Genomic DNA, 12,800 nt, shown 5'->3' on the forward strand with positions numbered 1-12,800 from the left:
GTTTCGTCCTCCCGGTTGACGGCCCTCTTCAGCGACAAGTCGCCACTCAGTCGGCAATGCATCTCAATCACCTCGCGAGCGTGACGTCGATCAATTCAGGTACTACTTCAGCTTTCACCGGCTGTCTCGGTCGCTAGGTTGCTTATTCGTGCCCTAATGCGGAAGAACATCATCTTATTGCGCCGTCGTTCCGATCTTGGCCGGGGACCAGGATCGAAGAATGCAGTCGTGGATCGTAGCCTTTCCAAGCCGGTTTGCTCGACGACTACGTTGCAGTCCTGCATGATGCAGCTCCGATGATTGAGACCAGCATCTATGGATTGAACGAGCTACCGGTGCGCTATTAAAGGGCAGTTCCGGTGTTTGAATTCCCTGTTAGTTGAATCGGAAGTGTTCGATCAGCTAGAACCAAAGGCCGCGCTCCTTCAAGCGCGACCAAGTGCGCGATCGGCGCGCGCAGGTTCATCGCGGGAATCTCAAGGTGCGGTGGAGCTTGACGCAGCCTCCTGCGCCGGCACGGGCCGGCCGCGAAACGTTTGCTGCAGGCGATCAAGATAGAGGTAGACCACAGGCGTCGTGAACAACGTCAGCAGCTGGGACAGTATCAGCCCACCGACGATCGTATACCCGAGCGGCTGTCGTATCTCGGATCCGGTGCCGGTGCCGAGCATTAGCGGCACTCCGCCCAAAAGCGCTGCCATCGTCGTCATCAAAATAGGTCTGAAGCGGAGCACGCAGGCCTGGTAGATCGATTGCTCGGATGTCAACCCTTCATTGCGCTCCACCTCAAGGGCGAAGTCGACCAGCATGATGCCGTTCTTCTTGACGATGCCAATCAGCAGAATGATCCCAATGATCGCGATCACGCTAAGATCCATATGCACGACGATGAGGAGAAGCAACGCGCCGATGCCGGCTGAGGGCAGGGTGGAGAGGATAGTGATGGGATGAATAAAGCTTTCGTACAGCACGCCGAGGATGATGTAGATGACGATCAGCGCCGCGAGGACCAGCACTAGCTCGCCGGAAAGTGCCGCCTGGAATGCGTTCGCGTTGCCTTGGAACGTGGTGGCGAGCGAGAGCGGCTTGCCGCTCGTGCGCTCGAACTGCTGGATCGCGGCAACCGCGGTCCCGAGCGCCGCCCCAGGTTTCAGGTTAAACGAAATCGTGGTCGAGGGGAACATCCCCTGATGGTTAATGACGATCGGCGCGGCGGTGACGGTGCTTTTGGTGAGCGTGCTCAGCGGGACTTGTTGTCCGTTGGAGGAGTTGAGATAGATCTGCTGCAGCACAGTTGAGCTGGTTTGGAAGCGCGGAAGGACTTCCAATATCACGTGATACTGGTTGAGCGACGTGAAGATGGTGGAGACGATGCGCTGGCCAAAGGCGTCGTCGAGCGTATTGTCGATGGCCGAAGGGAGAATCCCGAAGCTTGAAGCGACCTCCCGGTTAACGGCAACATCAAGACGTGGCCCGGCGTTCTCCTGATCGGTCGTCACGTCGGCAATCTCTGGAATGCTCTTCAGCTTGTCCAGGAAGATGGCCGACCAGTGATTGAGCTCGTTCTGGTCGGAATCGGTCAAGGTATATTGAAACTGGGTTTTGGCCAGGCGCGCACCGACCGTGATGTCCTGAGCGGCTTGCATGTAAAGCGTGATGCCCTCCACTGAGGCGAGCCTGGTTCGGAGCCGGTTGATCACTCCGTCTGCACTGGCGTCGCGCTGCTCGCGCGGCTTGAGCGTAATGAAGACGCGTCCCTGATTTACCGTGGCCACCCCGCCACCAGCGCCGATCGCGGAGCCCACGGACAGGACCGCGGGATCCTCGACCACCTTAGCGATAACGGCGTGCATGCGCTGGCTCATTGCGGGGTAGGAGATATCTTGTGCGGCTTCGGCGACGCCGACGATCAGGCCGGTGTCCTGCTGCGGAAAGAAGCCTTTTGGAATGACGACGTACAGATAGCCGGTTACGGCGATGGCCAGGAACATCGTCATCAGTGTGACGAAGCGGTGGCGTAGCGCCAGCTTCAGTCCATGTTCATAGAGCGCAAGCAGCCCGTCAAAGGCGCGTTCGGACTGCCGGTAGAGCCATCCATGATTGCCCGTGTCATGCTTGAGCAGGCGTGAGCACATCATAGGGGTCAGCGTCAGCGAGATCACGAGCGAGAGGATCAGCGACACGCTTACCGTGATCGCGAATTCCTGGAACAGCTTTCCAACGTAGCCGCCCATCAGGAACAGCGGGATAAAGACTGCGATCAGCGACAGCGTGATCGATATGATCGTGAAACCGATTTCGCGCGAACCTCTCAGGGCCGCCTCCATCGGACTCAATCCGGCTTCAAGATGGCGAACGATGTTCTCGATCACCACGACCGCATCGTCCACCACAAAGCCGATCGCGATCGACAGTGCCATCAGCGAGAGATTATCCAGGCTGTATCCTAGCGCATAGAGGGCGGCGAAGGTGCCGATCAGCGATAGCGGTACGGTGATGGCGGGTATTACGGTGGCCCAGAAATTGCGCAGGAAGACGAAAATGACCATCACCACAAGTGCGACCGTCAAGAGCAGCGTGAACTGCACGTCGGAAACGGAGGCGCGGATCGTCTGAGTCCGGTCGGACAGAATATCGAGCTTGATGCCCGGCGGCAGCGCGGCCTGTAGCTGAGGCAGCTGGGACTTGATCAGGTCGACGGTCTGGATGACGTTGGCGCCGGGCTGGCGTTGAATGGCCAGGATGATCGCGGGTTGTTTGTTGACGAAAGCGCCGATCTGGTTGTTCTCGGATGCTTCGATGACGTTGCCGATGTCGCTGACGTGCACCGGTGCGCCATTCCGGTACGCGACGATCAGGTTCTTGTAGGCGTCGGGCTTGAGCAGCTGATCGTTGGTGCCCAGCGTGAAGGTCTGGTGCGGACTGTTCAGCGTGCCCTTAGGCTGATCAACATTGGCCTGCATCAGTACGTTGCGGACGTCTTCCAGGCCGATGCCGCGATTGGCAAGTGCCTGGGGATCGACCTGGACGCGGATCGCCGGCTTTTGCTGCCCGCCAATACCTATCAGGCCGACGCCCCCGATCTGCGAGAGTTTCGGCACCAGGATGTTTTCGGTAAAGGCGTCCACCGTCGTGAGCGGCAACGTGTTAGACGTCAAGCCGAGCACCAGGATCGGCGTGTCCGCAGGGTTTACCTTGCGGATGGTTGGAGGGTAGGGAATTCCTGTCGGCAAATATGGCGTCGCCGCGTTGATCGCGGCGAGAACGTCGGTCGCCGCACTGTCGATATCGCGGCTGAGGTCAAATTGCACGGTGAGCTGGGTATAGCCGAGTGCGTTCGCAGATGTCAGCTGGGTCAACCCGGGAATCTGCGAAAATTGCTGCTCGAGCGGCGTCGCGACGGAAGATGCCATGGTCTGCGGATCGGCTCCGGGCAACTTGGCCGTTACCGAAATGGTCGGGAAGTTGACGTTCGGCAGGGAGGCGACGGGAAGCAATCGGTAGGTGACCAGTCCGCCGAGCAACAGCCCAGCCATCAGCAGCACCGTGGCGATCGGCCGGTGGATGAACGTCGCGGATATGTTCATGGGATTTCCTGCTCGACGGAGTTCTGGAGATCTGCTTCCTGCGCTGCGCTGCCCTGGAGCTCCTGCACGCGGGTACCAGGCTGCAGCCTGTATTGCCCGTCCACCACAATCTTCTCGTTGGCCTGAAGCCCTGAATCGATCAGCGCGCTGCCATCGCTGATCTCGGCGACCCTCACTGGCCGCGTCGTCACGGTTTCGTCTGCGCCGATCATCCAGACGAAGGGCCCGTGTGGTCCCTGCTGAATGGCTGAGGCGGCAATGGTCAACCCGTTGTGGCGGGTTTCGAGAAAGAGCCGCGCATTGATGAGTTCGCCCGGCCAAAGCATCCGTTTCGCATTAGGAAAGCTCGCCCGTAGCTTGATCGTGCCGGTGGTCTGGACGATCTGGTTGTCCAGCAGATCGAGCTTGCCCTCGTCTAGCTGGGTCTTGTCATCCTGACTGTAGGCGAGCACCTTCAATGGTCCCTTGGCCATCTCCCGATTGATCTCCACAAAGTCGGTCTGGGGAAGCGAGAACAGCAATGAGATTGGCTGGATCTGGGTCACATCCACTAGGCCAGCTGTATCGGTCGGATGGATGATGTTGCCGATATCGACCTGGCGAAGGCCGGTCACGCCGTCGATTGGAGATGTCAGCTGCGTATAGCTCAAGTTCGTCTTCGCTTGCTCGATGACGCCCTCATCGGACTTCACCATCGCCTGAAGCTGGGCCAATTGGGCCTTCGTGGTATCGACGAGCTGCGTGCTTGCCCAACCGTTCTTGGCCAGCGGCACGTACCGGTTCAGATTGGCCTGTGCATTGTTGACTTGCGCCTGATCGCGATCGCGATTGGCGATCGCCTGATCGAGCTGCGCTTGATAAGGGCGCGGGTCGATCTCGGCGAGGAGATCGCCTTTTTTGACGGTCTGTCCCTGCGTGAAGGCGATCTTGATGAGCTGGCCGGTGATCTGGCTGCGCACGATGACGTTGTTATAGGCAATCACCGTGCCTACGCCACGCCGGTAGATCGGCACGTCGTGACGAACCACCGTTCCCGCCACGACCGGCACCGAGTCCGGCGCAACGCTTACCATGTTTGGTTTGGGCGGGCGGATTTGCCGAGCGGCCAATGCAGCTCCTCCGGCAACGACCACGCCAGCGAGAATAATGAGCCATAGTTTGCGCATGCAACGCTCCCCGAAGCAATCAGCAGCCTGATGAAGATGAAAAGGTGTTCGTGCCGGTAGCACCGGTCACCGTGGAGGCGATGGAGGCGGACGTGCATGACGTCGCGGTCGACATGTTAGTGCCGTACGCAACGCCCGAAGTGTTAGGTAGAGGTACCGTTGTCATCGGGCTTTCGCCGCTGGTATCGGCCTCCGTTGCACCCAGCGGGATCGTGCTGCCAACCACGCCCGCCGTCGAAGCCGCAGGCTGGGTTGAAGAGGCTGTGCTGCTTGATGTCGTGGCGCAGCTTGAATTCGGTGTCATGCCGCCGCCGTCGAAGGTCGATGACGAGGATGAAGCGCTGCTCGTTGCACCCGTAGAAGATGTCAGCGACGTGCCCATTGCGCCCGTCGAGCCAGTCGCATTGCAGGACGCGCCGACTGTCGGACCTAGACCGCCGGAATCGATTTCGGTTGCCCCAAGCGGGACGCCGGCGCCAGTAAAGCTGCTGCTCGTTCCGTTGGAGCCCAGTGTGCCCATCGGGGAAGTCGCACCCATTGCCGAGGGGCCGGTGGTCGTTTGCGCGTCGCTGGCTGCGCTGGCGCAAAGCAGCGCAAGCGCTGCCACGAACAATCGTCGCCGCATCGGCATCTCCTGATCATCGATTTGCAAAGCGCCGTCTGAACCAACGAAAGTTCCGTTGAACCGATAGGAGCGGTTCGACGCGTCGGCTTCCAGGCGCCTTAGGTACGAGTAGAAGTACGCGGCCGGCGGATTGGGGCCACTAAATTCTCTGCGGCAAAGTTAAACTTGAATTTAGGGCCGGCTATCGCCAAGCGCCTGGGCAGATCTGCTCGTACAGACGCGTCGCGATGCTCTCAGCTGACTTGCGGTGGAACGCGCTCGAAGACGATCTCCGCAACGCAACCCCGTCCGGTTGGCGCTGGCGACAGCCCGAACTGAACTCCGTGCAATTTTGCGATCGCAACCACCAGGCTCAGACCCAATCCAAGCCCAGGCTCTCCGCGGCTTTTGTCAGATCGATAGAAGCGTCTGGTGACGAGGTCACGCTCGCTCGGTGCGATTCCGCGCCCGGTGTCGCTGACGTGCACGATGCTCTTTTCTCCGATGCAGCAGAGCTTGAGCTCGATATGCCCGCATTCCGGCGTGAATTTCACGGCATTGTCGACGAGATTTGCAATGGCCTCGAACAGCAGGTCGCGATCGCCCTGAACCACCATCTTCTCTTTGGCTTCTACGACTAGCGTTACGCCTTTATCTTTGGCCATAGGCTCGTAGAGCTCTCCAACGTCGCGTACCAACTCCGCCAGGTCGACCTCCCGGAACCCCTCCAAACGCCGACTATGCTCGATTTCGGTGATGCGGAGCAGGGCAGTGACCATCGTTAATGATTGGTCGAGCCCGCCGATGGCGCGATCGACAGCCTCCTTCAGCTCGTCAAGAGTCTTCGCTTTGTGCCGTCCGCTCTCCAGGGTCATCCGCACATTCGTGAGCGGCGTTCGCAGGTCGTGAGCGATGTCGTCGCCCACTCCGGCAACACTACGCAGAAGCTCCTCCATTTCATCCAGCATTGCATTGATAAGCCGCGCCAGCTCGGTGAAGGGAGCCCCACCTTCTTCCGGCAAGCGTTCGCGCAATTCGCCCGCCACGATGCGTTGGATCTGCCGGTTGTATTGGTCGAGCCGTTGTTGCGTCCTGATGCTCAGGAATGCTCCAAACAGCGAACCAAGGCACAGCGCCGGAATAAGCCCCCATGCGACTGCTCGCTCTATCGTGCTGCCGATTTCAGACAGCTCGTCGGTGTTCCGGCCGATGAGGAGGATCGCTCCATCATCAAGCTTGCGTGCGACAACGCGCGCCAACTGTTGCTCGCGGCCGGCGGCGTCGATCCGCACCACTGAAAGCTGCTGTGGTGGGGTGTCTGGCTGTAGGTTGCGCGGCAGACTTTCAATGTTTCCGATCACACGGTTTCCATGTGCGTCGAAGAGGCCGCCGAGCTTCACCCGCCGCGGATCCCCGTCGAGGTGTTGCTGGAGGGCTTGGTGCCGCTGCTGTGGAGGAAGGCTGGAGAACGTATTTGCGCGATCGATAATCAGTCGATCGACACTCGCGGTCACGTATCTGGAAGTCGGCCAGTAGATGAAGGCTATGATCAGGAAGACGCAGATCGCGAACGCGCCGATTGCGACCATGGTCCCGCGAAGAATGGTCGATCGGAAGGCTCTCGTTCGAATAATCTTAGGAAGGGGCACGCAACATAAATCCTTCCCCTCGGATATTGAGGATCATCGGCGGCTGGCCGGCCGGATCGACCTTGCGGCGGAGCCGGCCCATATGCACGTCGACGAGATTGCTCTGCGGGACGAACTTGTAGTTCCAGACTTCTTCAAACAGCATCGCTCGGGTGAGCAGTTGGTCGACCCGGCGCATCATGTATTCGAGCAGCCGGAACTCGCGCGGCAAAAGATCAAGCGGGCGACCCCCGCGCGCAGCGGTACGCTCCAGCAGATCGACTTCAAGTGGTCCGACCCGCAGCACGGTGTCGCGGCTTTCACCAGGCCTTCGCAGCAGGGCCTCAATCCTCGCAATCAGCTCCAGGATCGCAAATGGTTTGGTCAGATAGTCGTCACCGCCGGCCCGCAACCCACGAATTCTGTCATCCACCGCTCCGAGGGCGCTCAAGACCAGAACGGGGGTGCGCACCTGCTCCTGCCTGGCAACCTCGATGATGGTCAAGCCGTCGATTCCGGGAAGCAGACGGTCGACGATCATGACATCGGCCCCGCCTGCGCGCGCTTTGTCGAGTCCCTCAATGCCCGTCGCCGCCCGGTCGACCTCATATCCACGGCCGGCGAGTTCAGCCGCGATCTGCTGGGCGGTCTCGTCGTGATCCTCGATCAGCAGCACCTTCGGCATTGCGACTTCCTTGGCACCACGGCCGCTCGCATGGCAGGAGCCTGCCCAATCGCCACAGACAAGGCTGACCGTCTGTTGCGAAATTGTACAATAACCACATAGCCCTAGCACGAAGCCGAGCTTCATTAAATCCAGTTTAGTTTTGTAAATTCGACTTTACGGCGCGCGCCTGCATGGACGAGGCCGCTCGTGTGTCGCAGGATGGTTTCAGGTCGGACTCGCCACTCTGGTGAGGGCAGACGTTGGCGAACTCACAAGCGCGCAATGACCTGTTCAGCTGGCGCGAAGTACCGCCAACACTTTTCGCGGCGTGAACGGCACCGAGCGCAGGCGTACGCCAGTAGCTTCGAACACGGCCCCGGCGATGGCCGAAGGGACGACGGCGCAGGTAGGCTCTCCGCCGCCCCAGGGGACCTCTTGCGGGCGATCGATCAGATCGATCACGATCTCTGGGATCTCAGGGAAGGTTAGAATGGGATAGCTGGCCCAATCAAGGCTGGTGACCATGGAGCGATCGAAGGTCACTTCCTCCTTTAGGATTCGGCTCACTGTCTGGACAACGCAGCCCTCGATCTGGTTGCGCAGCCCGTCAGGGTTGATGATCTGGCCGCAATCATGCGCCACGTAGAAGCGCTTCACCGCGAGGGCGCCAGTCTTGCGGTTGATTTCCACATCTGCGACGGCGCCGACATAGGTGCGCACCAGCTCGTATTTCACATAGGCAAGCCCGCGTCCCGTGACGACCTCGGCATTGCGATCCGGTTCTCGCCGCTCACGCCATTTGCTGAGCTTAGCCAGTCGCTCCAGCAGTTCCTTGCCGCGCGCGTCCTCGAGATGTTGAAGCCGAATGTCAAGCGGATCCGCGCCAATGCTCGCCGCGATCTCGTCAAGGAAGGATTCGTTGGCGAAGGTATTTTGCAGGCGTCCTGGCGAGCGGATCCAGGCAGGTCGCAGGGGTGTTGACTGCAACCGGTGAGCGGTCGTCGTGACGTTTGGAATGTCATACGGAATGGAGAGATCATTGAGCACGCCGCCAGGGCTGAGCTTGCCGAGACTGTTGAGCCCGGCAAGCTCAGCGCCGGTGAGCGGCACAAAGGTCGCCGATCCGTCAGGCACGAACAGCTCGGATTCCCACGCCGCCAGATTTCCCTGCGGATCGACCCCGGCTCGCATGTCGAGTAGCGTCGGCGGTCCCTTGGGATCCCAGCCGTGCTCGTCGGCGCGCATCCATTGCACCCTGACCGGCGTGCCGGCCGCACGCGCCAGCAGCGCCGCGTCGGCCGCGGCGTCCTCGTGCCCATTGCGGCCATAGCAGCCCGCGCCCTCGACATAGACGCAGCGAACGTCCGCGTCGGATAATGCCAGCATCGCAGCCAGTTGCTTGCGCAAATCGTGTGTCGCCTGCGAGGCGGTCCAGCAGGTGAGCTTGCCATCGGTAAAGGTCGCCACGGCACAGGACGGGCCGATCGAGCCGTGGGTGTGGATCGCGAAATCATAGGTCGACCGAAGCTTGCGTGGCGCGGCACCAAGGACCGCGCGCGAGCTGCCGAGGCGGCTGGTGACATCGTCATGCACGACGGGCGTATTGCGTACGTGCTCCCAGATCTTGCTCTGGTCCGGGAGGTCACTCCAGCTTGACCAGGTCACCTTCAGCTGTTCGGCGGCCTTGATTGCGCTCCATTCGCTTTTGGCGAGGACGCCAAGAAAGTTGCTGATGCGGACGATCTTCACAATTCCAGGTATGTCGGCGATTGAAGACTCGTCATAGGAGACGAGCGTCGCACCGAACCCCGATGGACGCACCACTCGGCCGTGCAGCATGCCGGGCACTGTGAAATCCTGCATGAAAGTGAAGCGGCCATCCACCTTGTCGGGAATATCCAGGCGGCGCACCGGCTTGCCGACGACGGTGTAATCGCCAGGCGCCTTCTGCGGCGCGTCCTTTTCGATGTCGAGAGCAAGGGCAGTCGGTTCAACGAGACTCCCAATCGGAAGCCCTTCGCCGCCTGCGGCAGTGACCACGCCGTTTCGGATCAAAAGCGTGGAAATGTCGCGATCCATCTGCGCGGCAGCGCGGCGCAGAAGGGCTCGACGCGCCGTGGCCGCAGCCCGGCGCAGCTGCATGCCCCCGTTCTGAATCGAAAAGCTTCCGCTGGTCGTGCCCTGGTCCGGCGTGAGCGCGGTGTCGCCTTCGATGATCGTGACCTGATTCATGGGGACGTCAAGCTCGTCCGCGACGATCTGGGTTAATGCGGTCCGCACCCCGGTGCCGAGATCGACCTTTCCGGAATAGACCGTCACTGTTCCATCGTGTGCGACAGCAAGGAAGCCGTCGACCCGAGCAGGCGACAGGGTTTTTTCGGCGGCGGGCGTGGCGGCGCGTGCCATCGGCAGACTGAAGGTCACAATGAGCGCGCCGCCTGCCTGCAACAGCTTGCGCCGATTGATCATCTCGTTCATGGGGCGTCTCCTTACGAGCTTGCCGCAGCGCGCATGACCGCGCGCAGAATCCGCAGATGCGTTCCGCAACGGCAAAGATTGCTCGCCAGTTCTGTCTTGATGTCTTGCTCGCTCGGCTTCGGATTGCGCGCCAAAAGGTCCGCCGATTGCATGATCATTCCGTTGATGCAGTAGCCGCACTGGACTGCCTGCTCTTCGATGAAGGCGCTTTGCAGCGGATGGGGATTGCTGGTCGTGCCGAGCCCTTCGAGCGTCACGACGCGGCCGGAGACTGCGGATAGCGGTGTAACGCAGGACCGAACTGCCCTTCCGTCGATGTGGACGGTGCAGGCGCCGCATTGGCCGAGGCCGCAGCCGAAGCGCGGTCCATGCAAACCAAGCTCATTTCTCAGCACGTAAAGCAGGGGTGTATCAGGATCGTCGACCGTTACTGAAGCGGCCTTACCGTTCACGTTCAAAGAAGTCGTTGCCATCGTATAATTCCTGCCTTGCGCTCCGCTCGCCAAGCTCTTGCCAGGTTGGGCGATGACGCCGTGATGAAAGAGCCACATCGAGCGGGTTAGTGACAGGAGCGAAGTAGGGAGGTGGCGCGCTCGCACCAAGCAAGAAATCTTGAGTATCAATTTGAGTTGAGCGCTCGGTAGCTCTGCGTCCGACTGGAGCCCCGCTCATTAAGCCTAAATCCAAATTTAATTGAGTGCGCCATCTGGTGCGCCGACTTCGAGAAATCGACCGCCTGGCATTTCGTCAATCCGGCTGGGCAACGGCTCATCCCTTACGGAGGTCAACATGGCTTTTTCCTCGCGCACAATCGTGCTGTCCACGATGCTGCTAACGGCTGCAGCTTCACCGTCGTGGGCACAGAATTCAACGAGCGCGAACCCTGGTACAGGCAGCGCCGGTCGCAGCGAGCAGCAATTCATGGTCGACAATGATCTGGCGATGAGTGACATGACGAGAGCGATGCTCGTCAAACCAACCGGTGACGTGGATCATGACTTTGCTGCCATGATGATTCCTCACCATCAAGGCGCGATTGATATGGCGCGCGCCGAGCTGAAATACGGTCACAACGAAGACCTTCGGCGGCTGGCGCAGAACATCATCGCGCAACAGCAGCACGAGATATCAATCATGCGCCGCGCCACCGGGGAAGCTTCGCAGGCAAGCGACAAGCCGTTGCCGCCATCGAGGCCAAAGCCCGATGCTGCGAATCGTCCAACCGCAATGAACGCGATGCACATGAAGTGAATTCGAGCAAATCCCGCTGTGGAGCAAAGGCGAGCAGCCTGCACAACGCGCCACTGAAGGGGATCGCCGGATCGGTAACCAAGAGAAATGACGGCTAAGCTAAAGGAGCTTTGCGATGAGCGAGAATACTCGCGATGAATTCCAACCTAACGGCAATGGTGTTCGACGGCGCGCGGTGCTGGTCGGCGCGGGGCTGGCAGCAACCGGGTTGGCGCTATCAGGCGGCGTTGCAGCAGCCGAGCCAGTAAAGCATGCATCGGTAGCCGAGCCGGTCAGCGGGCCCTATCCGAAACCTCCTGCCGGAAGAACCGCCGGGCCGATCCTGCCAGGGCGCGGCTCGGCGCTGGTCGGCAAGATCGCGGTGGTGACCGGTGCGGCCCGCGGAATTGGCCGTGCGATTGCCGTCGAATTCGCTGCCAACGGTGCTGATATCGTTGCCCTCGACATTGCAGGACCGGTCAGCCCGACTGCCGATGCAATTCCGGCCACGGAGGCTGAACTCGCCGGGACAGTATCGGAGATCGAGAAATATGGCCGGCGCGCCACCGCAGTCAAAGCGGACATTCGTGACATGAAGGCTTTGCGAGCAGTTGCCGAGAAAGTGGAGCGTGAACACGGAAAGATCGACATCGTTGTCGCCAATGCCGCCATTCAGGGGTGGAAACCGCTGATGGAAATGGACGACATGGACTGGCGCGACCAGATCGAGAATAATCTCAATGGGACTGCGAATACCGTTCGCGCCTTTGGACCCAAGCTGGTCGCCCGCAATCAGGGTCGCATCATTCTGCTCTCTTCGATGCAAGGCAGAATGGGCACGATGGATGGGGCAAGCTATTCCGCGTCAAAATGGGGCATCTTGGGGCTGATGAAATCGGCGGCCCTGGAGCTCGGTCGGCACAACGTCACCGTCAATGCAATCTTGCCGGGACTGGTCGGCACGCCTTTGACCTACAATGAGCAGCGGTTCCGGGCGGCAATTGCACAATCTAACCGCCAACCCCCGGCGCACCCGACCGCGCAGGAAACCTGGGACGCTCGTGCTCCGACTGTGCCGCTTCAGGTGGGATGGCTGCAGCCCGAAGACATCTCGCCGGTAGCGGTCTTCCTGGCATCCGACGCCGCTGCGCTGGTAACCGGCAGCGAATTTGCAGTTACCGGTGGAGACGCGGCCAAGGTCAGCTGATCGACACGCGCGAATACGCGTGCTGCTCGTGTGGTCGGGCGGCACGTGCCGAAGCGCTCCACAGTCTTCTGCACATCACCCGAATCTGTAGCGCGGTCGCGGTGGCGCGAAACAACTGCCAACGTGCACGTGCACATCAGCGCGTTTTCATTCGCCACCGAAAGCGAGGAAGCGCATCGAGCGCAGCGAATGCCGATTCGACGCGTCCCAAGCTATGACGGAAAGTTTAGTCA

The 12,800-nt window shown here is 60.4% G+C and carries 9 protein-coding genes; 3 read left to right on the forward strand and 6 right to left on the reverse strand.

The window, feature by feature from the left end; all coding sequences use genetic code 11:
* Positions 1 to 476: 476 nt before the first annotated feature.
* Together RX329_RS16920 and RX329_RS16925 are read right to left on the reverse strand one after the other, a co-directional pair.
* A complete protein-coding gene (locus RX329_RS16920; protein WP_317246421.1) occupies positions 477 to 3,587 on the reverse strand; it encodes an efflux RND transporter permease subunit in 3,111 nt (1,036 codons plus the stop codon).
* Positions 3,584 to 4,753, reverse strand: coding sequence for an efflux RND transporter periplasmic adaptor subunit (locus tag RX329_RS16925; RefSeq protein ID WP_085384974.1), 1,170 nt, complete (start codon positions 4,751 to 4,753; stop codon positions 3,584 to 3,586). The genes RX329_RS16920 and RX329_RS16925 overlap by 4 nt, the downstream gene beginning before the upstream one ends.
* 44 nt (positions 4,754 to 4,797) lie before the next feature.
* Between RX329_RS16925 and RX329_RS16930 the strand changes: the two genes are divergently transcribed.
* A complete protein-coding gene (locus tag RX329_RS16930; protein ID WP_085384973.1) occupies positions 4,798 to 5,391 on the forward strand; it encodes a hypothetical protein in 594 nt (197 codons plus the stop codon).
* Between the two features lie 220 nt (positions 5,392 to 5,611).
* Here the strand turns inward: RX329_RS16930 and RX329_RS16935 are convergent, their stop codons facing one another.
* From RX329_RS16935 to RX329_RS16950, 4 genes are all read right to left on the reverse strand, one after another.
* Complete coding sequence (locus tag RX329_RS16935) at positions 5,612 to 6,946, reverse strand: sensor histidine kinase (RefSeq protein WP_085351478.1); 1,335 nt, start codon at positions 6,944 to 6,946, stop codon at positions 5,612 to 5,614.
* Between the two features lie 46 nt (positions 6,947 to 6,992).
* On the reverse strand, positions 6,993 to 7,670 hold the full coding sequence (locus RX329_RS16940; protein WP_085351477.1) for a response regulator transcription factor: 678 nt from the start codon (positions 7,668 to 7,670) through the stop codon (positions 6,993 to 6,995).
* 273 nt (positions 7,671 to 7,943) lie between these two features.
* The gene (locus tag RX329_RS16945; protein WP_085384972.1) at positions 7,944 to 10,130 is read right to left on the reverse strand and encodes a xanthine dehydrogenase family protein molybdopterin-binding subunit; all 2,187 of its coding nucleotides are present in this window, start codon (positions 10,128 to 10,130) and stop codon (positions 7,944 to 7,946) included.
* An 11-nt stretch (positions 10,131 to 10,141) separates the two neighbouring features.
* Positions 10,142 to 10,603, reverse strand: coding sequence for a (2Fe-2S)-binding protein (locus RX329_RS16950; protein ID WP_085351654.1), 462 nt, complete (start codon positions 10,601 to 10,603; stop codon positions 10,142 to 10,144).
* 316 nt (positions 10,604 to 10,919) lie between these two features.
* Between RX329_RS16950 and RX329_RS16955 the strand changes: the two genes are divergently transcribed.
* Both RX329_RS16955 and RX329_RS16960 read left to right on the forward strand, forming a co-directional pair.
* Positions 10,920 to 11,381: a DUF305 domain-containing protein gene (locus tag RX329_RS16955; protein WP_085384970.1), complete on the forward strand. Its 462-nt coding sequence runs from the start codon at positions 10,920 to 10,922 to the stop codon at positions 11,379 to 11,381.
* Positions 11,382 to 11,496: 115 nt separating this feature from the next.
* Entirely contained in the window at positions 11,497 to 12,567 is a 1,071-nt protein-coding gene (locus tag RX329_RS16960) for an SDR family NAD(P)-dependent oxidoreductase (RefSeq protein ID WP_085384969.1), read from the forward strand.
* Positions 12,568 to 12,800 lie beyond the last annotated feature (233 nt).

It is taken from the genome of Bradyrhizobium sp. BWC-3-1 (genome assembly GCF_032917965.1).
Classification (GTDB): Bacteria; Pseudomonadota; Alphaproteobacteria; order Rhizobiales; family Xanthobacteraceae; genus Bradyrhizobium; species Bradyrhizobium canariense_D.

Bases quoted from the DNA above. Each gene is read 5' to 3' on its own strand.
- RX329_RS16950 (WP_085351654.1), bottom strand. From the start codon at position 10,603: ATGGCAACGACTTCTTTGAACGTGAACGGTAAGGCCGCTTCAGTAACG.
- RX329_RS16955 (WP_085384970.1), top strand. From the start codon at position 10,920: ATGGCTTTTTCCTCGCGCACAATCGTGCTGTCCACGATGCTGCTAACG.
- RX329_RS16920 (WP_317246421.1), bottom strand. From the start codon at position 3,587: ATGAACATATCCGCGACGTTCATCCACCGGCCGATCGCCACGGTGCTG.
- RX329_RS16945 (WP_085384972.1), bottom strand. From the start codon at position 10,130: ATGAACGAGATGATCAATCGGCGCAAGCTGTTGCAGGCAGGCGGCGCG.
- RX329_RS16940 (WP_085351477.1), bottom strand. From the start codon at position 7,670: ATGCCGAAGGTGCTGCTGATCGAGGATCACGACGAGACCGCCCAGCAG.
- RX329_RS16925 (WP_085384974.1), bottom strand. From the start codon at position 4,753: ATGCGCAAACTATGGCTCATTATTCTCGCTGGCGTGGTCGTTGCCGGA.
- RX329_RS16935 (WP_085351478.1), bottom strand. From the start codon at position 6,946: ATGGTCGCAATCGGCGCGTTCGCGATCTGCGTCTTCCTGATCATAGCC.
- RX329_RS16960 (WP_085384969.1), top strand. From the start codon at position 11,497: ATGAGCGAGAATACTCGCGATGAATTCCAACCTAACGGCAATGGTGTT.